At 49.7% G+C, this 18,195-nt stretch carries 19 protein-coding genes and 2 tRNA genes; 11 read left to right on the top strand and 10 right to left on the bottom strand.

The genetic code is table 11. The features are described from left to right. A partial coding sequence (locus BKD14_RS19440; protein ID WP_210215506.1) for a hypothetical protein occupies positions 1–277 on the top strand: 277 nt, incomplete at its 5' end. A gap of 296 nt (positions 278–573) precedes the next feature. Here BKD14_RS19440 and BKD14_RS10420 read toward each other — a convergent pair. The 4 genes from BKD14_RS10420 to BKD14_RS10405 form a co-directional block, all read right to left on the bottom strand. Then, positions 574–650: transfer RNA gene (locus BKD14_RS10420), tRNA-Arg, on the bottom strand. A gap of 24 nt (positions 651–674) precedes the next feature. After that, positions 675–986, bottom strand: a complete 312-nt coding sequence (locus BKD14_RS10415; protein ID WP_163026116.1) for an ETC complex I subunit — start codon at positions 984–986, stop codon at positions 675–677. Between the two features lie 92 nt (positions 987–1,078). Continuing rightward, positions 1,079–1,155 (bottom strand) — tRNA-Pro (locus BKD14_RS10410). Positions 1,156–1,315: 160 nt separating this feature from the next. After that, positions 1,316–2,494: a cystathionine beta-lyase gene (locus BKD14_RS10405; RefSeq protein WP_075655686.1), complete on the bottom strand. Its 1,179-nt coding sequence runs from the start codon at positions 2,492–2,494 to the stop codon at positions 1,316–1,318. 288 nt (positions 2,495–2,782) lie between these two features. On the opposite strand from BKD14_RS10405, the gene BKD14_RS10400 reads away from it, so the two are divergent. The 5 genes from BKD14_RS10400 (at position 2,783) to BKD14_RS10380 (ending at position 8,614) form a co-directional block, all read left to right on the top strand. After that, the gene (locus BKD14_RS10400; protein WP_083646976.1) at positions 2,783–3,640 is read left to right on the top strand and encodes a phosphatase PAP2 family protein; all 858 of its coding nucleotides are present in this window, start codon (positions 2,783–2,785) and stop codon (positions 3,638–3,640) included. 287 nt (positions 3,641–3,927) lie between these two features. Further along, positions 3,928–4,959, top strand: coding sequence for an amino acid ABC transporter substrate-binding protein (locus BKD14_RS10395; RefSeq protein WP_028233512.1), 1,032 nt, complete (start codon positions 3,928–3,930; stop codon positions 4,957–4,959). A 359-nt stretch (positions 4,960–5,318) separates the two neighbouring features. Then, entirely contained in the window at positions 5,319–6,512 is a 1,194-nt protein-coding gene (locus tag BKD14_RS10390) for an amino acid ABC transporter permease (protein WP_075655871.1), read from the top strand. Between the two features lies 1 nt (position 6,513). After that, the gene (locus tag BKD14_RS10385) at positions 6,514–7,668 is read left to right on the top strand and encodes an amino acid ABC transporter permease (protein ID WP_075655682.1); all 1,155 of its coding nucleotides are present in this window, start codon (positions 6,514–6,516) and stop codon (positions 7,666–7,668) included. Positions 7,669–7,807: 139 nt separating this feature from the next. After that, the gene (locus BKD14_RS10380) at positions 7,808–8,614 is read left to right on the top strand and encodes an amino acid ABC transporter ATP-binding protein (RefSeq protein ID WP_022710457.1); all 807 of its coding nucleotides are present in this window, start codon (positions 7,808–7,810) and stop codon (positions 8,612–8,614) included. A gap of 55 nt (positions 8,615–8,669) precedes the next feature. Here the strand turns inward: BKD14_RS10380 and BKD14_RS10375 are convergent, their stop codons facing one another. Next, complete coding sequence (locus BKD14_RS10375; protein WP_022710458.1) at positions 8,670–9,047, bottom strand: glyoxalase superfamily protein; 378 nt, start codon at positions 9,045–9,047, stop codon at positions 8,670–8,672. A gap of 86 nt (positions 9,048–9,133) precedes the next feature. On the opposite strand from BKD14_RS10375, the gene BKD14_RS10370 reads away from it, so the two are divergent. Next, positions 9,134–9,445: a GNAT family N-acetyltransferase gene (locus BKD14_RS10370; RefSeq protein WP_139316380.1), complete on the top strand. Its 312-nt coding sequence runs from the start codon at positions 9,134–9,136 to the stop codon at positions 9,443–9,445. A gap of 303 nt (positions 9,446–9,748) precedes the next feature. Here BKD14_RS10370 and BKD14_RS10365 read toward each other — a convergent pair whose 3' ends face one another. Together BKD14_RS10365 and BKD14_RS10360 are read right to left on the bottom strand one after the other, a co-directional pair. Beyond that, the gene (locus BKD14_RS10365) at positions 9,749–10,111 is read right to left on the bottom strand and encodes a VOC family protein (RefSeq protein ID WP_075655678.1); all 363 of its coding nucleotides are present in this window, start codon (positions 10,109–10,111) and stop codon (positions 9,749–9,751) included. Between the two features lie 16 nt (positions 10,112–10,127). After that, positions 10,128–10,655 carry a GNAT family N-acetyltransferase gene (locus BKD14_RS10360; protein ID WP_175576085.1) on the bottom strand — a complete coding sequence of 176 codons (528 nt, stop codon included), beginning with the start codon at positions 10,653–10,655 and terminating at the stop codon, positions 10,128–10,130. Between the two features lie 300 nt (positions 10,656–10,955). Between BKD14_RS10360 and BKD14_RS10355 the strand changes: the two genes are divergently transcribed. Beyond that, entirely contained in the window at positions 10,956–11,378 is a 423-nt protein-coding gene (locus tag BKD14_RS10355) for a VOC family protein (protein ID WP_022710462.1), read from the top strand. Positions 11,379–11,452: 74 nt separating this feature from the next. On the opposite strand, the gene BKD14_RS10350 is transcribed toward BKD14_RS10355, so the two are convergent. Further along, on the bottom strand, positions 11,453–12,694 hold the full coding sequence (locus tag BKD14_RS10350; RefSeq protein ID WP_075655676.1) for an FAD-dependent monooxygenase: 1,242 nt from the start codon (positions 12,692–12,694) through the stop codon (positions 11,453–11,455). A gap of 180 nt (positions 12,695–12,874) precedes the next feature. After that, positions 12,875–13,132, bottom strand: a complete 258-nt coding sequence (locus tag BKD14_RS10345; RefSeq protein WP_022710464.1) for a zinc-finger domain-containing protein — start codon at positions 13,130–13,132, stop codon at positions 12,875–12,877. Between the two features lie 432 nt (positions 13,133–13,564). Here BKD14_RS10345 and BKD14_RS10340 point away from each other — a divergent pair, with 432 nt between their 5' ends. From BKD14_RS10340 to BKD14_RS10330, 3 genes are read left to right on the top strand one after another with little or no spacing between them, the layout of a single operon-like run. Then, positions 13,565–15,736, top strand: coding sequence for an RNA degradosome polyphosphate kinase (locus tag BKD14_RS10340; RefSeq protein ID WP_225688398.1), 2,172 nt, complete (start codon positions 13,565–13,567; stop codon positions 15,734–15,736). Then, positions 15,733–17,256, top strand: a complete 1,524-nt coding sequence (ppx, locus tag BKD14_RS10335) for an exopolyphosphatase (RefSeq protein WP_075655674.1) — start codon at positions 15,733–15,735, stop codon at positions 17,254–17,256. Before BKD14_RS10340 ends, ppx begins: the two co-directional genes overlap by 4 nt. A gap of 21 nt (positions 17,257–17,277) precedes the next feature. Continuing rightward, positions 17,278–17,571 carry a YciI family protein gene (locus tag BKD14_RS10330; RefSeq protein WP_075655672.1) on the top strand — a complete coding sequence of 98 codons (294 nt, stop codon included), beginning with the start codon at positions 17,278–17,280 and terminating at the stop codon, positions 17,569–17,571. 93 nt (positions 17,572–17,664) lie between these two features. On the opposite strand, the gene BKD14_RS10325 is transcribed toward BKD14_RS10330, so the two are convergent. Continuing rightward, entirely contained in the window at positions 17,665–18,195 is a 531-nt protein-coding gene (locus tag BKD14_RS10325; protein ID WP_075655670.1) for a dihydrofolate reductase family protein, read from the bottom strand.

The following is an 18,195-nucleotide window of genomic DNA, read 5'->3' as shown; positions in this document are numbered from 1 at the left end:
CACCCTCCACAGGTCAGGCGCAGCAGGTCAAGATGACTTAAGCTGCGTAAAGTTGGCATCATGCCAGCCCTCCGGTAAAGCCGGACATTTCATCCAGCCGAACCATAGCCATGCGCATCTGACCTTTGCAGCCTCGCGCTTTGCATCGGGCGCGGTTCTCTATTTCATCCAGATAGAGCTGTTCACGACCTTTGGCTGTGCAGATCGTGGCCTTGTTGATGTAAACAAGCCTGCTGCATTTCCTGCAGATCATTTCCAGCTTTTGAGTGTCAGATAAATCACTGACCCTGTAATTGGTTTTCCAGTTGCCCATTTAGGCGCACTCCTCCGTGGCGCAAACGAGTGCGCAAAAGCAGGGTAAAAATTTTAATAATTACTAATTTGTTCTACAAATGTTCTCAAAATGCGAAAGAGTCAACAGGGATTATTCATGGCCTGACGGGGCTGTGAATTGCTGTGAATTGTTAATGTGGGGTGGTGACCGTGAGGACAGAAAATGAATAAAAATGTAAACCGGTAGAAAAAAGCTGTAAACCGGCCTTTGCTATACTATCAATAAGTTATTGAAATGAATGGCGATCCCGACTGGATTCGAACCAGTGACCGTCGGCTTAGAAGGCCGGTGCTCTATCCAGCTGAGCTACGGGACCGCATATTCTGAAAGCGGTATATAATTAGTGAGTCCAAGGCTGCTGGCGGTCAAAACGGAAATTATCCGTGTAAGACACTTTGCGGCGTTTGGCTTCTTTAGGCTCTTCAATCCGGTAGGCAATGCCGTATTTCTGCGCATAAGCGATCGCTTCTTCGAGGCTCTCGAAGCTCATACGGATCTGGCTTTTCATATCACGGGAAGAAGTATAACCCATCAGCGGTTCAATTTTACGGGCTACTTCAGGCTCATATTCAAGAAACCAGGCTTCGGTCTTGGCTTTACCGGATTGCATGGCAGTCTTGGCTGGACGATAAATACGGGCAACCATATTCATATACCTCAGGGCACAAAAGCGACCGTCAAATCTTATATTTGCTGGTCTGTTAAACGAGAGACAAATTTCACTATAATATTCAGTATTTGTCATGGTCGGAGCGAGAGGATTCGAACCTCCGACCCCCTGATCCCAAATCAGGTGCGCTACCAGGCTGCGCTACGCTCCGCTATCCTCAAAGGATAAGATGTGTCTAGAATTTTCAAGGCAGGAGCGCAAGAGGCAAAACGGCACTTCCAACCAAAAATGCATGAATGTCACACTATAAAAGCGGAGACAAAAGCACTGTTTTGTCTCCGCTTTTAGAAGCTTCCGTATTTTACGGATTATCAGGCTGCAAATGCCGCCTGAAGTCCCTGTTGCAGATCGTCAATCAGATCCTGTGTATCTTCAAGCCCGATTTGCAGGCGGATCACCGGTCCTTCATAGTTCTTTGCAGCAACTGTCCGGTCGCCGAGTTGAACATGCACGGCCAGACTTTCATAGCCGCCCCATGAATAGCCGAGGCCGAATAGTTTTAGCGTATCGAGCAATTTGTGGGCTTCTTGTTTGCCGCCTGAAGCGAGAACCACAGAGAAAACACCGCTGGCACCTTTGAAATCACGTTTCCACAAGGTGTGATCCGGGTGGCTTTCCAACGCAGGATGCAGCACGCGGGCAATCTGGGGCTGCTGTTCCAGCCATCGGGCAATCGTCAGAGCGCTTTGCTGATGATGGTTGAGGCGTAGTCCCATGCTGCGCAGGCCACGCAGAATTTGATAGGCATCATCGGAGTTTACGCACATACCAAGGGCGGTATAGGCGTTTTCCAGCTGTTTCCAGCATTTTTCATTCGCGGAAATCATGCCGAACAGAATGTCGGAATGTCCCGAAGGATATTTCGTTCCGGCATGAATTGTAATGTCCACACCAAAATCAAGCGCTTTGAAATAAAGAGGCGTTGCCCATGTATTATCCATCATCACGACGATATCGTGCTGATGTGCGGCTTCGACAATTGCCGGAATATCCTGAATTTCAAATGTATTGGAGCCGGGTGATTCTGTGAAAATGACACGCGTATTCGGGCGGATCAGTCCGGCAATATCCGCACCGATATGCGGCGGATAATATTCGATCTCAACACCATATTGCTTCAGCAGTGTATTTGCGAAGCGGCGTGTCGGATTATAAATCGTATCAACGAACAGCACGTGGTCGCCTGCTTTCAGGAAAGCCAGCAGCGGCACGGTAACGGCAGCCAGACCGGAGGGAACGAGCAGAGTGCCTGCGGAACCTTCCAGCTCGTCAATCGCACTGCATAAAGCGTCCGTTGTCGGTGTGCCATGCGTGCCATAGGTATATTTCTGGTTTTCCGTTGCCATGGTCGCAGCATCCGGAAACAGGACAGTCGAAGCGCGCACAACCGGCGGATTGACAAAGCCGTGATATGCATAAGGATCATTCCCGCAATGGGTAAGCATTGTGTTGATCCCTAATTCCCCCGTACCCTTTTCTGATTTGACCATAAAAACGCCTCCTGCTGCCTGTTAGTCTGTATTGTCTCGTGTGAGTCTTCGTTATTCGTGCTGAAACGGAATCGCTTTTTCTGAAAATATTTGTGTTTTCAGCGTGTTAACAGTGCCGTTTTTCATTTTCTGCAATAAGCCGGAAAATGACAGTTGCGACTAGAGCATAATCTTTGTGCTTTGTCCTGAAACCTTATGCTTTCTTTATGAGAAGCGGTAAAACGGATTTACAGCATAGTAAGAGATGAACAATTTTATTGATTGCAGCAGTTGCGGTGTGAGAGTTTTATGAGTTTAAAATATGAATTTTCAGAATTGAGAACCTCTGTTCAGGCGGGGCTGGCACGGCGCAAGGCGCAATCTATGCAACAGGCTGAATATGACAGGGCAGATCAGAGCGTGACCAATCTGTGGTCGTATCAGCTGACGCTGTTTCTGCTGGTTATGATTGCGGGTGCGGGGTTGCTTTTACCTTTTGACGGGGATTTGTCCCGCCTGGCTGTTTCCGTGCAGTGGTTGCCCGTAGAGATTCTGAAATCACTGACGAATCTCGTATTGGCCGCTCCCTATGTTGCATTATTCACCGTCATTATCGCTGTCTGTCTGGTGAGGCGGCACAGGTTGCGCGGGCAGGAGGGCTATGGCCTTAAAATTCCTGAACTTCTGCAAAATTATAATCGTCTGGGCACGATTGCCGGTCAAAGCCTGTTCGGTATTTCTGCGATTCTGGGTGCCGGACTGATCGTGAATATTCTCAAATATTTTGTCGGCAGGCCGCGCCCGTTTCTTATTGATAGTGCAGGGCCTTTTGGTTTCAAGCCGTTTGATTTCAGCCATGCTTATGTCAGTTTTCCGTCCGGTCACGCCTGTACGGCAGCTGTGCTGGCCACGCTGCTGGCGTTGTGGTTTCCGCGTTACCGGTTCTGTGCCTATGCAGGTCTGGCGCTGATTGCTTCAAGCCGTGTTTTCGTTCAGGCGCATTATCCGAGTGATGTGGTGACCGGCTTTGCTATCGGCACGGTTACCACCTTGATTCTGGCGCGGTTTCTGGCGCAATCGGGTCTGCTGTTCCGTCTCGGGGAAGGGCAGCTATTTCCTGAACCGAAAAATATAATCAGCAGAAGAATCAAGCTGCAAGGCGCTTAAGTTAAGGTTTTTGAGGCAGGGCAAGCTGTGTTCGGGGAGCGGACTGAACAATTTTCCGTGTTTGGACCCTTGACCTGTCGAAAATAATAGCTTTCGATAGACACAGTTTTAGACGCATCCCGTTTCCGCCTTGCGGATCACAGGCTGAACTAAACCGGTTAAAGCCGGATATCAGGCTGTCAAAACGAAAAGCAGATCCGGTTCAGATTTTGCCGGATATGACAGAATGCCGAAATTGATTTTTGAATGCTGATAATAAGTTTAACGATAATGAGGGTGAGCATCATATGAAAAAGTCAACTTTACTCAAATTGGCCGGCGTGGCTGCTTTGACCGTTACAACCTCTGCAGCAATTGCCGGCACATTGGATGATGTGAAGAAAAAAGGCTTTGTACAATGCGGCACCAATACGGGTCTGCCGGGTTTTGCCGCCCCGAATGATAAGGGGGAATGGTCTGGTTTCGATGTGGACTATTGCCGTGCTGTGGCATCGGCTATTTTCGGGGACAAAACCAAGGCTAAATTTACACCGCTGAATGCCAAAGAGCGCTTTACTGCGCTGCAATCCGGTGAAATCGACATTCTTATCCGCAACACAACCTGGACAATCAGCCGTGATACATCTCTCGGCTTGGAATTTGCCGGTGTGAATTACTATGATGGCCAGGGCTTTATGGTCAACAGTAAGAAACTTCCGGATATTAAATCAGCATTGCAGCTGTCCGGCGCATCAATTTGCGTTCAGGCAGGTACAACAACTGAAATGAACATGGCCGATTACTTCAAGGCCAATAAGATGGAATATAATCCGGTCGTCTTTGAGAAAATCGAAGAGGCCAATGCTGCTTATGACAGCGGCCGTTGCGATGCTTACACAACGGATCAGTCCAGCCTTTACGGTGTGCGTCTGGCGCTTTCCAACCCTGACGATCACGTCGTTCTTCCGGAAATCATCTCCAAAGAGCCGTTCGGTATTGTTGTCCGTCAGGGCGATGCACAATGGGCCGATGTGGCGCGCTGGGTTCACAACGCACTTCTGAATGCGGAAGAAGCCGGTATTACACAGGCTAATGTTGAAGAGATGATGAAGTCTGATTCACCTGAAATCAAACGTCTTCTCGGAACAGAAGCTGAAACCAAGATCGGCGTCGATCTGGGTCTTGATAATGACTGGGTTGTGAAGATTGTTAAAAATGTCGGCAATTACGGCGAGATTTTTGAACGCAATATCGGCACAACAAGCCCGCTGAAAATTGCCCGCGGTATTAATGCGCTGTGGACCAAAGGTGGTCTGCAATATGGTATACCAATCCGCTAATATCGGCGTATAATCAGAATAAGCACCTGCACCACATCATGTGGTGCAGGATAGCTTTCTGTACCTGAAATATAATTGAAACATTGTAATTTTGTGCCGTCCGGAGCGTATCCGAAAAGCGGGGACCGGTTTTCGGGTCAGATACGCGTATAAGCAAATAGCTTGAGCATGAAACGCTTTTTGACGTGCAATAAAAACAAAAGATAGCTGAAAGATTGTACCGCTATTTAAGGTACCTGCCGATATGGCCGAAATCCCTGTCTGAAATTTATACTTTGATAATCCGGCTATAGGTGAAAAGGCGCAGGGGGCTTTTCAAATATCTGGTTAAATATCTGACAGCAGAGCATGAGGTGCGCATGGCAGATCAAAGCGCCGTAACCGGCAAGCGACAGGAAACACAAGTTTCCCTCCTGAATAATCCGAAAATGCGCGGATTATTTTATCAGGCGGTTGTTTTTATTTCAGTTTTTGCTTTGATTTATTGGATAATAGGAAATACAGCCGCAAATTTGCAGAGGCTGAACATTGCATCCGGTTTTGACTTCCTGAAAAGTCGCGCAGGTTTCGACGTCAGCCAGTCGCTGATTAGTTATGATGCGGATTCCAACTATGCACGGGCCTTTGTGGTTGGTCTTCTGAATACGCTTTACGTTGCTGTACTGGGTATCATTACAGCCTCGGTTATCGGATTTCTGGTTGGTATCGGGCGTCTCTCGGGAAACTGGCTGATCGCCAAAATCTGTACTATTTATGTCGAGACTTTCCGTAATATCCCGCCATTGCTCGTGATTTTCTTCTGGTATTTCGGCGTGTTGTCGGTTTTGCCGGAAGTGCGCGGCAGCTATGCTTTGCCGTTTGATACTTATCTGAACAAGCGCGGTTTTTTCTTTCCGTCCATAATCTGGGGCGAGAATGCATGGCTTATATTCGCGGCTTTCGTTGCCGCTGTTATTGCAGCCTTTGTTATTCATCGCTGGGCACGTTTGCGTCAGGCAAAAACGGGGCAGATTTTTCCGTTCTGGCGTGTTGCTTTGGCACTGATTATCGGTTTGCCGGCACTCGCATTTTTCATCACGGGAATGCCTGTCAGCTTTGATATTCCGAAACTTGGCTCATTCAATCTGACCGGCGGCACACAGGTAAAGCCTGAGTTTCTGGCGCTTTATCTGGCGCTGTCATTCTATACGGCATCCTTCATCGCGGAGACTGTGCGCGGCGGTATCAAGGGGGTTAGCAAAGGCCAGTCAGAGGCTGCGGCAGCTTTGGGCCTGCGCAGACCGCAGGCGATGCGCCTTGTTGTTGTGCCGCAGGCGATGCGGATTATCATTCCGCCTTTATCGAGCCAATATCTCAATCTGACGAAAAACTCGTCTCTGGCGATTGCTATCGGCTATCCGGATTTGATGGCTGTCGGCGGTACGGTGCTTAACCAGACAGGGCAGGCGGTAGAAGTTGTGGCGATCTGGATGGCGGTTTATCTCGGCATCAGCCTCATTACCTCTGCATTTATGAACTGGTTTAACGCGAAAATGGCATTGGTGGAGCGGTAAGATGACAAATTCAGACTTACAATATGTACGCTCGCAAATGGTTGATCCGATGCCGGCACCTGCCAGTCAGAAAGGCATTGCCTCATGGATGAAAGAAAACCTGTTTTCGAGCCTTAAAGATACCGTTCTGACAATCATGGGTATTTCGCTGATTGTCTGGTTTCTGCCGGGATTGATAAACTGGTTGTTTGTCAATGCTGTCTGGGTAGGGACTGACCGCACATTCTGTACCACAACGGTGCAGGGCGGTTTGCAGCCGGATGGCTGGTCGGGTGCCTGCTGGGCTTTTGTCGATGCAAAGCTCCAGCAATTTCTCTACGGGCGCTATCCGGTTGATGAACGCTGGCGTGTGAAACTCGTGGCGCTGGTTTTCGTGATTTTGCTGGTGCCGATGCTGATCGGCAAGCTGCCGCATAAAATGCTGAACGCAGTTCTGTTGTTCATTGTTTTTCCGGTTTTTACCTATTTCCTGCTGGTCGGCGGTTCCTTCGGTCTGCGTTATGTTGAAACCTCGCTCTGGGGCGGTCTGCTTGTTACACTGATCCTGTCCGTAGTGGGGATTACCGTATCGCTGCCGATGGGTATTTTGCTGGCTTTGGGACGGCGTTCCAATATGCCGGTTATCAAGACACTGTGCGTGATCTTCATTGAGGTTATTCGTGGTGTGCCGCTGGTGGCATTGCTGTTCATGGCCAGCGTCATGCTGCCGCTGTTTATGCCGCCGGGCACCAGCTTTGATAAGTTTTTGCGTGCGCTGGTCGGCGTGTCCTTATTCGCTTCCGCCTATATGGCTGAAGTCATTCGCGGCGGCTTGCAGGCGATTCCGTCAGGGCAATATGAAGGCGCGGATTCGCTGGGCTTGAGCTATTGGCAGAAAACTCTGTTCATTATCCTGCCGCAAACGCTGAAACTTGCTTTGCCGGGTATTGTGAACACGTTTATCGGCTTGTTCAAAGACACAAGTCTTGTTTACATTATCGGTATGTTCGACCTGCTTGGAATCGTCAGGCAGAATTTTTCGGATGCCACTTGGGCAACACCGCAGACACCGGCAACGGGTCTTGTTTTTGCCGGATTTGTATTCTGGATTTTCTGTTTCTGTATGTCGCGTTATTCGCTATATATGGAGCGAAGGCTGGATACGAGCCATCGGTAAGCGGCTGCGGAAAACCGGGAGTTGGTTTTTCGCTCACAGCTGCCAAAGAACAAAAATGGTTTCATTCAGACGGATGAAACCATTCAATCGGGAATACCATCAGCATTATTGCTGCGGATGGTTAGTGAGGGAATAAAGAATGAGCATGCAATCGGGCGCTTTGCTGAAGCCGACGATGGAAGAAACGGGAGCAATTATGGAAATATCCAAAACCGATGTCGCAGTCGATATTGTCGGAATGCATAAGTGGTATGGTGAATTCCATGTGCTTCGCGATGTTAATCTGCGGGTAATGCGCGGGGAGCGTATTGTCGTGGCAGGACCTTCCGGTTCCGGTAAATCAACGATGATCCGTTGCATTAACCGCCTTGAAGAGCATCAGAAAGGCCAGATCATTGTGGACGGCAAAGAGCTGACCAATGATCTGAAAAAGATCGATGAAGTGCGTCGCGAAGTCGGTATGGTTTTCCAGCATTTCAACCTGTTTCCGCATCTGACAATTCTTGAGAATTGCACACTTGCTCCGATCTGGGTGCGCAAAATGCCGAAGAAACAGGCAGAAGAAATTGCGATGCATTATCTGGAACGCGTTAAGATTCCGGAGCAGGCCAATAAATATCCGGGTCAGCTTTCCGGTGGTCAGCAGCAGCGCGTGGCGATTGCCCGCTCACTCTGCATGAAGCCGCGTATTATGCTCTTCGATGAGCCGACCTCTGCGCTTGATCCTGAAATGGTGAAGGAAGTGCTGGACACTATGGTCAGCCTCGCTGAAGAAGGCATGACCATGATCTGCGTAACCCACGAAATGGGCTTTGCGCGTCAGGTTGCCAACCGCGTGATCTTTATGGATCAGGGGCAGATTGTGGAGCAGAATTCGCCATCCGAATTCTTTGACAATCCGCAGCATGAGCGTACCAAGCTGTTCCTCAGCCAGATCCTGCACTAATTTTCAGAAACATATTAAAACACCCGCAGTGCAAATTGCGGGTGTTTTTTATTATCTATTCGCCATGCGGGCCTTCGCAAAACTGGATACGATTGCCGAACGGATCAATCACAGCCAGAACCCGACCCCATGGTTCATTTTCTATGCCGGGGCGCAGGAAACGGTATTTACGACTGCTGATTTCCTTATGCAGGCTATCGACACCCTGCATACGCACGAAAATATTGGCGCCGGGGCTGCCGTCGCCATGATGTTCGCTGAGGTGCAACACCAGATTGCCGCGCGAAACCTGCATATAGAGCGGCATATTTTCAGCAAAGCGATGTTCCCAGTCACATTGAAAACCCAGATAGTCGAGATAAAATTCTCTGGCTTTCTCAATGTCGAAAATTCTGAATATCGGGCAAACCTGTTCAAACTGGACATTGCTCATAAGATGTTCTCCGGTGTTATGCCGTGACTATAAAATATGCCTGTAAAATTCATATTAAAACTATACAGGCAGCGATGGGAGAAAAAATGCAATATCAATGGCTGAACCAGCTGGAGCAAAAACATCATCAGAGTTTCTTTGAACTCTACACTAAGGAATGGTGGACGCAGAGCCGCTCCTATGACGATGCGATTAATATGCTTGTTCATTGCGATCTGATTATCGCCTGTTGTGATATGCAGGATCGCGTCATTGGTTTTGCCCGTGTGCTGACGGATTATACTTTTAAAGCATTGATTTTTGATGTGATCATTGATGAAACTGCGCGCGGGCAGGGGCTCGAGCATTTCACAGTCAAGTTGGATCAACTTGACGCCCGTGATAATGCGACCAAATAAAGAATCTAGAGCGAGCGCTATGATCCAATCTGGACGTAAACCGCTCTAGGTCAGGAAATTGTCTCACGCATCATCCGGCACCCTGATCTGCAAAAAGTTCAGAGTTTTGAACTCTATTGCCCTGAGCGTTTAAAGCATTTCCAGCAAAAGTGGGAACCGGTTTTGCGTAGGATAATGCGCAAAATCAACAATGAGAGCGGCTCCAATGATGCTGTCATAATTGAAGCTGCTATCATTCCGTTTTATGAAAAACAGGGTTTTGTAAAAGGCTCCTCCTGCCTGATGTTTCATCAGGCATAGTCTTTATAATCTCTGCATCAGCTCGATACGATTGCCGAACGGATCGTTGATATAGGCACGAAGATAGCCGGACAGCGGTTCATCCTCTGTTGATTCAATCTGATGTTCTGCTAGCATTGCTAGAAATGCGGACAAGTCATCAACCAGAAAAGCCGGATGCGCTTTTTGCGCGGGGGCAAAGCCGCGTTCAACGCCGAGATGAACTTTAAGATCACGCAGCTCAAACCAGCAGCCACCGCGTTTTACCAGATTGTCGGGTTTGGGAACCTCCGTCATGCCTAACAGGCCTGTATAAAAGGCTCGGGCTTTGTCCTCACCACCGGCAGGCATTGCAAGCTGAATATGATCCAGTCCGAGTATCGGCATTGTTTTCTCCCGTTGTTCAGGCAGGCAAAACCGGTTGTATCAGCACGTAATTTTCATGGCGCTCACCGGGAAGTTCAAACCAGATTGAACCCTGCCTTTGGAAACCCTGTTGCCTGTAGAAGTGTAATGCAGGGTGGTTATCATGCAAGACCGAAAGCCAGATATGGCCGATATCTTGTGCTTTTACCGCTTCACGTGCCTGTTGCATGAGAGCAGAGCCGATCCCGCTTCCGGCATGACGGGCTCTGACATAAAGTTTACTGATCTCTGCGGCTGTTGTCAGCGCATGCAGGCTTTCAGGCAACGTAGCTTGATAATCAATGGCAATATAGCCGAGCAGGTGACCATCCTGTTCCGCGACAATGATCTGTTTTGCGCCATCCGCGATCATCTGTTCAAAATATTGCGGGGTAAAACGCCGCAGAACATATTCAGCAAAAACAGTGCTGATACCTGCCTTGGCATAGGTATGCAGCCAGACTTCGATAGATAAAGCTGCCAGTTTTGCAGCATCGAAGGATTTGGCCGTGCGATAAATTATCAAATTTGGCTCCTGTCTCAATCTGTCTGATTTGATGTAGTATGCTGCCACTGGAGCGTATCCCGAAAAGTGCGAAGCAGTTTTCGGGATACGCGTAAAACAAAGAATTAGAGCGGTTCTACTGATTCAATATTAACCGGAACCGCTCTAGAGCATTTCACAGTCAAGTTGGATCAACTTGACGCCCGTGATAATGCGGCAAATTAAAGAATCTAGAGCGAGCACTGTGATCCAATCTGGATTTAAACCGCTCTAGCGCAGAAGTTAAACAGTCCTGCCAAATATTCTGAGGAGGAAATTATAATGAGCAGACTGATATTTGTGAACTTTCCCGTGCGTGATCTCGATAAGTCGATCAGCTTTTATGAGGCAATCGGAGCACGGAAGAATGATATGTTCTGCGATGAAACCGCAGCCTGCATGGTTCTATCGGACGTTATTCACGTCATGCTGATAACCCATGATAAATTCCGCCAATTCACGCCCAAAAACATTGCTGATGCACATACTGTCAGCGAGGTGCTGGTTTGTGTTTCAGCATCGGACAAGCAGGAGGTAGACCAGCTAATCAGCAAAGCTGCTTCTGCCGGTGGCAAGGCAGATCCGTCAGCTGTGCAGGACTATGGCTTTATGTATGGCCGCAGTTTTGAAGATCTGGACGGCCATATCTGGGAAGTGATGTGGATGGACATGGAAGCTGCAAAGCAGGCCATGGCAAAAGACTAAATATTCCCTGTCCCGTTCTGATCGCATTGTTAGTTTTTGAACAACGGGACAGAGCCTGAAAAATATGATGCGGTTCAGGATGTAATGTCAGCCGCATCATATTGGTAAAGCCAGTCCAGATCGCGCAGGAAGTCTTCCGGTTTGCGTATTTTAAACAGCATGTTACGGCCAAGAGCCACAGGGCCGCTGGCGTGATAGGCAAAACGGTTGAGCTTGCCGCGGCGGGCAACTTTGGCAATGCGCGCCAGTCTTTGTTTTTCAAAAGCAGCGAGAGCTTCGCTGTGATCACTTTGCTCCGGTGAGAGATGTGCTGCGAGCGAGGCCGCATCTTCAATAGCCATTGCTGCACCCTGTGCCGCAAATGGTGTCATCGCATGAGAAGCATCGCCAAGCAGCACAAGGCGCTTATCAATCACCAGCTTTGGTTCCGGCATTTCAAACATCGGCCAGAATGTCCATTGCGGTGCGGCTTTGATGACATCGCTGACAGCCTGTGACCAGCCTGAAAAACTGCGGATCAGAGCGGCACTGTCGCCTTTCATATCCCAGCTTATGCCGATATCTTCACCATCGGTAATCGCAACAAAATTAAAGGCTTTACCGTTTTTAATCGGATAGGCAATCAGATGTGCACCCTGACCAAGCCATGCCGAAACACTGAGTGTATCTTTGAGACTATCAAGAAAACTCTGCGGCAGTTTTTCAGCGGGCAGGGTGGTGCGCCATGCAATATGATCTGTGAATCTTGCGCGGCTGTCATTTTGCGTGGCCGCATTATTTGCTACAAGTCCGGCACGCTGCGCTGACCATACACCGTCGCAACCAAGCAGCAACTGCCCGCTATAATCAGTAATCTGATCGTTGAGATCAACGCGGATCGTTACTTTGTCTTCTGAAATGTGATGGGACAGCACATTAGCGCCGAGATGCAGAGTAATCTGCGGATGCGCGCGCACGGCCTTGAGCAGAACTGCCTGCAAATCCGCCCGATGGCAGGTAATATAAGGCGCATTCCAGCGTTGTTCTGCCTGACTCCCAAGTTCCATACGGATAAGCGGTTGTGCTTTCACACCGTCCATCAGATAGAGCGCATCAGGGCTGACGGCATGGGGCAGCAGGTCCTCCATAATGCCCAGACGGGCAAGAAGCCGCGTGGCATTGGGTGCCAGCTGCAAACCGGCTCCGACTTCGGAAAGTGCCGGTGCCTTTTCCATCATCAGCACGGAAAAACCCCGCTCTGCCAAAGCCAGAGCCGTGGTCATACCGGCAAGTCCGGCACCGGAAATAAGAATACGCTGATTATTCTGGTTTTGCATGGTTGCCCTCACAGCCGTTGAGGCAGATGCCGGAAATATCTGAACGGGATTTTATCCCGCTCTTATCCCTGCGCAACGGCATCTACAGAAACTGAAGCGTGGTGTCAGAGCAGTCTGAAAGAAAATAGCAACTGCTCTGATGGTGAAAAACGGGGCGCATTTTCACGGAGGCAGGCAGGATTATTCTGCAGCCGCAACCTGAGGATCGTTGAAGGTGCAACCGGCAGGCACAGTCTGATCTGCGCTCAGAGATGCATCGTGACGATAAAGGGTCGAGCAATAAGGGCAGACAACTTCTTCCTCATCGCCCATATCGAGAAACACATGCGGATGGTCGAATGGCGGATTTGCGCCAACGCACATGAATTCTTTAACGCCGATGCTGATGGCATTGTGGCCGGCATCGTTCTGAAAATGAGGGATGATATGATCTGACATATGACGACTCCAGTGATGGTATCACCTTAAAGCATTTATGCTTTGAGCGGAATCACTCGCCACATCAATGCGGTAACAACAAAGCGTGAGAGAGACAGCAGGCGGAACCTTGATGCCGGCAGCGCTCGGACGCATAATTTGGCTCTGATGTATCGCGAATAATGCAGGAGCGGAAGTGTTTTTTATAGTTTCTGCTGTAATCTCCGCTTTGTTAAGAATTTGTCATACAGAATGCATAAACGAACCTTAACAGGAGCACTGTTCAGAGGATCGAATATCGTCCGGTCTTTCCGGTAATTTCTGAGTGCCGGCGATTTCAGAGGGATTGTTAACGTGTCGCATAAAAAAAATCATGGATCGGTTAAAGAGGCTGAACCTGTGGGTAATATGCCGGCATTAATGGCCAAGACAGATATTATTGCTGTTTCAGATATGTCTGCCGATGATGCTGTGCGGAACCTGTCTGAAAGTCCGGAGCGTTTTGTCAATCGTGAGTTTTCATGGTTGCAGTTCAATAAGCGCGTATTGGCAGAGGCTGTGAACAAACATCAGCCATTGCTGGAACGTCTGCGCTTCCTGTCGATTTCAGCGGCCAATCTTGATGAGTTTTTCATGGTGCGTATTGCCGGTCTTGCAGGGCAGGTGCGGGCAGGTGTGGCCACACGTTCAGCTGATGGCCGTACACCGCAGGAGCAGCTTGATTTTGTGCTGGCAGAAGTTGCCACTTTGCAGGTTGCGCAGCAGGAAACGCTGCAAATGCTGCGTCAGGAGCTGGCTCAGGAAAATATTGAGATTATCCGATCTGACCGCCTGAAAAAACACGATAAGAAATGGCTTGAGCACCATTTTCTGGATACGATCTTTCCGGTTCTCACACCTTTGTCGCTCGATCCGGCGCATCCGTTTCCGTTTATTCCGAATCTCGGCTTCTCGATGGCGCTGCAATTGTCGCGTATAACCGACAAGCATCCGATGGTTGCACTTCTGCGCCTGCCGGTGGCACTCAGCCGTTTTGTACAGATACCGTCTGAGGCGGGTATCTATCGCTTTATCACGCTTGAAGATGTGGTGAGTCTGTTCATTGAGCGCCTGTTTCCGGGCTATGAAGTGCGCGGTGCCGGAACATTCCGCATCATTCGCGACAGCGATATTGAAGTGGAAGAAGATGCTGAAGATCTGGTTCGCCATTTTGAAACCGCACTGAAGCGCCGTCGTCGCGGACGGGTTATCAGTATTGAGTTCGACAGCGATATACCGGAAGCGCTGCGGGTGTTCATGACCATGGAGCTTGGTGTTTCCGAGAGCCGTGTGAGTATTCTTCCGGGTCTGCTGGCGCTGAATATGATTTCAGAAATTGTTGCTATTCCGCGCGATGATCTGAAATTCACCCCCTATAATCCGCGTTTTCCCGAGCGCATCCGTGAGCATGGCGGCGATTGTTTAGCGGCAATTCGCGAGAAGGATATTGTCGTTCATCATCCTTATGAGTCTTTTGATGTTGTGGTGCAGTTTCTGCGTCAGGCGGCACTTGATCCGAATGTGCTGGCCATCAAGCAGACGCTCTACCGCACCTCGAACAATTCACCGATTGTGCGTGCGCTGATTGATGCGGCGGAAGCCGGTAAGTCGGTGACCGCGCTGGTGGAGCTGAAAGCCCGCTTTGACGAAGAAGCAAATATTCGCTGGGCACGCGATCTGGAACGTGCAGGCGTGCAGGTGGTGTTCGGCTTTATCGAGCTGAAAACCCACGCGAAAATGTCGCTCGTCGTGCGCCGTGAGGATGAAAAACTGCGTTCTTATGTACATCTTGGCACGGGTAACTATCACCCGATCACCGCGAAGATTTACACTGACTTGTCTTTCTTCACTTCTGATGCCGATACAGCGCGCGATGTGGCGCATATTTTCAATTTCATTACCGGTTATGCGCAACCGGCAGATGTTATGAAACTGGCTATCTCGCCTTTTACGTTGCGCCGCCGGATTCTGAAACATATTGAAAATGAGATTGAACATGCGAAAGCGGGTCGTCCGGCGGCGATCTGGATGAAAATGAATTCGCTGGTTGATCCGCAGATCATTGATGCGCTTTATAAAGCGAGCAGTGCAGGGGTGCAGATTGATCTGGTGGTACGCGGCATTTGCTGTCTGCGTCCACAGGTTCCGGGTCTGTCAGACAATATTCGCGCCAAGTCCATTGTCGGCCGTTTTCTTGAGCATTCACGTATTTTCTGCTTCGGTAACGGGCAGGATTTGCCGTCTAAAGAGGCAATTGTCTATATAAGCTCGGCAGATATGATGCCGCGAAACCTCGACCGCCGCGTGGAAACGCTGGTGCCTGTTACAAATGTGACCGTGCATCAACAGATTTTATCGCAGATTATGCTTGCAAATCTCTACGATAATCAACAAAGCTTTGAGGTACTTTCAGACGGAACCTCCAAGCGGATTAAACCCGTGGACGGGGAAGAAGCTTTTAACGCTCAGGAATATTTCATGACCAATCCCAGCCTGTCCGGTCGCGGCAAGTCTCTGAAATCGTCAGCACCGCGTTTGATTGCGCGTCACAACCGCGTTCGCGCAGAGCGAAACCGTAACGCATGACTTTGTCTCTGGCACAGGGCCGTTTGAAAGGTCTGGAACCGGTCGCAGTTATTGATATCGGTTCCAACTCCGTGCGTATGGTTATCTATGAAGGTATTGTGCGTTCTCCGACAATTTTCTTTAACGAGAAAATTCTGAGCGGTCTGGGTAAAGGACTGGCACAAACCGGACGTCTGAATGATAAATCGGTCGCCAGTGCGCTTGAGGCACTGCGGCGTTTCCGTGCGCTGGCCAAGCAGGCCGGTGCAACAAAAATCTATACAATTGCCACAGCGGCTGCGCGTGAAGCAGAAAACGGGCCGGATTTCATTGCACGGGCGGAAGAAATTCTGGGTGAAAACATCCAGATTCTCTCTGGCCGCGAAGAGGCCTATTATTCGGCGCTTGGTATTATTTCCGGTTTTCACCATCCGGACGGTATCGCCGGAGACCTTGGCGGCGGCAGTCTCGAATTGGTTGATGTGCATGGCGACAATCCTGACAAGGCGATCGGCAGCGGCATTACATTGCCTCTCGGCGGTTTGCGTCTGCAGGATTTGTCCGGTGGTAAGATAACGGAAGCTGCGAAAATCACCCGCAAATATGTCGGTGATGTCGAGTTTCTGAAAGAGGGCAAAGGCCGCACATTCTATGCGGTGGGCGGTACATGGCGAAATCTTGCCAAGCTGCATATGAGTGCCAAACATTATCCGCTGCATGTCATGCATGGCTATGCGATGGATCCGGAAGATGCCTATCACTTCCTTTATCGTGTGGCGCGCTTTGACATCGACCATATGCGCGGCATTGAGGCCGTATCCAAAAACCGCCGTCAGTTGTTGTCCTATGGTGCGACAGTGCTGATGGAAGTTGTTAAGCGCATGCAGCCGGCACAAATTGTATTCTCGGCAATGGGCGTGCGTGAAGGCTATCTGTTCTCCTTGCTTGCTAAAAAAGAGCAGAAACTCGACCCTCTGCTTTCCGCTGCTGAAGAGCAGGCGGTGCTGCGTTCGCGCTCCCCGCGCCATGCGCATGAGCTGGCGGACTGGACGGGCTATGCATTCGAGCAGCTCGGCTATGACGAGACCGAGGATGAATATCGTTATCGTCGCGCGGCCTGTCTGCTTGCCGATATCAGCTGGCGTGCCCATCCCGATTATCGCGGCCCGCAGGCGCTGAATATTATTGCCCATGGCTCGTTCATCGGGATTGACCATCCGGGGCGTGCTTATATGGCGCTGGCCAATTATTATCGCCATGAAGGCGTGATGGATGATGATGCCGCGCCGGAAATCATTCGCATTGCAACGCCGCGTCTGCGCGAGCGGGCTCGGGTTCTGGGTGCATTGCTGCGTGTGGTTTATTTGTTCTCCGCCTCAATGCCGGGAGTAATCCCGCAGCTTAAATGGCGGCAGGAAGGCGATGTTCTGGCGCTGGTGGTGCCGGAGGCCTATCGTGATCTGGTCTCAGAGAGACTGGATAATCGGCTGAATGTTCTGGCCAAGGTAACCGGCAAGACACTGCGTTTTGCGGTTGAATAATTCAAAAGGCATGGTCGACGTATGGAAGACAACCACTTTATCGTCCGACTGAGCAATGCAAGGCCTGAACTCATGACATCAGAATTGGTGTCAGAACATGTGCATTGGCTTAAAAAGTTGGATGAAGAAGGGATGCTCATTATTTGTGGCCCATGCAGTGATAGTACCGCAATAATCATTCTTGCGTGCAAATCCCTCGCTGAAGCGCAGAAAATAGCTGCTAGCGATCCTTTCGCATCAGTAGGTGCTTATGGTTGTCGTGATGTTGTTGCTTTTAGGCCAGCCACACAAAAGAACAATTTTCTGCTTTCTTAGATGCAGTATGTTTTCTTTTGGGTAGAACTTAAGTCGGAAAAAAAGCCGGTATGTACAGCATACCGGTTTTTTACAATGTCATATGAACAGAGCTTAACGCTTACTGTAACGCCCTTGCAGCAATCCGCTTGGAAAAGCCTGATGGCCGGTGAGTTTCCATTGGTTCATGGACATATCACCTTCAAACAGTCGCACACCTTTGCCGATTGTGGCCGGTACCCAGCTTAAAGTCAGTTCATCAACCAATTGTTGTTGCAGGCCCTGGCGCACAACATGGCCGCCATCGAGATAGACATGCCTGAGACCACGCGCGGACAGCCCCGGCAGCAGATCGCTGAGTGTGCCGTTGAAGCTGGTTTCGCCATAGATCGATGTCAGCGGGCGGCTGGTCAGCACAACAACCTGCTTGCCCTCATAAGGCCAGAAGCCGAATGTCAGTACTGTGTCATAGGTATTACGCCCCATAACCAGCACATCCACATCAGCCATCAAGGCATTATAGCCAGTATCTTCAGGCGGATCGGTTTCGACCACAGACAGCCACGACAGATCATTGTCCGGACCGGCAATATACCCGTCCAGACTGATGCCCAGAAAAACGCTGACTTTGATCTTGTCGCTCAT

The sequence above is a fragment of the Pseudochrobactrum sp. B5 genome (assembly GCF_001939785.1).
In the GTDB taxonomy this organism is placed as follows: domain Bacteria; phylum Pseudomonadota; class Alphaproteobacteria; order Rhizobiales; family Rhizobiaceae; genus Pseudochrobactrum; species Pseudochrobactrum saccharolyticum.
Note: the sequence above shows the minus strand (reverse complement) of the source record. Positions and strands in the feature narration are given on the sequence as shown.

Bases quoted from the DNA above. Each gene is read 5' to 3' on its own strand.
- BKD14_RS10415 (WP_163026116.1), bottom strand. From the start codon at position 986: ATGAATATGGTTGCCCGTATTTATCGTCCAGCCAAGACTGCCATGCAA.
- BKD14_RS10405 (WP_075655686.1), bottom strand. From the start codon at position 2,494: ATGGTCAAATCAGAAAAGGGTACGGGGGAATTAGGGATCAACACAATG.
- BKD14_RS10400 (WP_083646976.1), top strand. From the start codon at position 2,783: ATGAGTTTAAAATATGAATTTTCAGAATTGAGAACCTCTGTTCAGGCG.
- BKD14_RS10395 (WP_028233512.1), top strand. From the start codon at position 3,928: ATGAAAAAGTCAACTTTACTCAAATTGGCCGGCGTGGCTGCTTTGACC.
- BKD14_RS10390 (WP_075655871.1), top strand. From the start codon at position 5,319: ATGGCAGATCAAAGCGCCGTAACCGGCAAGCGACAGGAAACACAAGTT.
- BKD14_RS10385 (WP_075655682.1), top strand. From the start codon at position 6,514: ATGACAAATTCAGACTTACAATATGTACGCTCGCAAATGGTTGATCCG.
- BKD14_RS10380 (WP_022710457.1), top strand. From the start codon at position 7,808: ATGAGCATGCAATCGGGCGCTTTGCTGAAGCCGACGATGGAAGAAACG.
- BKD14_RS10375 (WP_022710458.1), bottom strand. From the start codon at position 9,047: ATGAGCAATGTCCAGTTTGAACAGGTTTGCCCGATATTCAGAATTTTC.
- BKD14_RS10370 (WP_139316380.1), top strand. From the start codon at position 9,134: ATGCAATATCAATGGCTGAACCAGCTGGAGCAAAAACATCATCAGAGT.
- BKD14_RS10365 (WP_075655678.1), bottom strand. From the start codon at position 10,111: ATGCCGATACTCGGACTGGATCATATTCAGCTTGCAATGCCTGCCGGT.
- BKD14_RS10355 (WP_022710462.1), top strand. From the start codon at position 10,956: ATGAGCAGACTGATATTTGTGAACTTTCCCGTGCGTGATCTCGATAAG.
- BKD14_RS10350 (WP_075655676.1), bottom strand. From the start codon at position 12,694: ATGCAAAACCAGAATAATCAGCGTATTCTTATTTCCGGTGCCGGACTT.
- BKD14_RS10345 (WP_022710464.1), bottom strand. From the start codon at position 13,132: ATGTCAGATCATATCATCCCTCATTTTCAGAACGATGCCGGCCACAAT.
- BKD14_RS10340 (WP_225688398.1), top strand. From the start codon at position 13,565: ATGTCTGCCGATGATGCTGTGCGGAACCTGTCTGAAAGTCCGGAGCGT.
- ppx (WP_075655674.1), top strand. From the start codon at position 15,733: ATGACTTTGTCTCTGGCACAGGGCCGTTTGAAAGGTCTGGAACCGGTC.
- BKD14_RS10330 (WP_075655672.1), top strand. From the start codon at position 17,278: ATGGAAGACAACCACTTTATCGTCCGACTGAGCAATGCAAGGCCTGAA.
- BKD14_RS10325 (WP_075655670.1), bottom strand. From the start codon at position 18,195: ATGAGCGACAAGATCAAAGTCAGCGTTTTTCTGGGCATCAGTCTGGAC.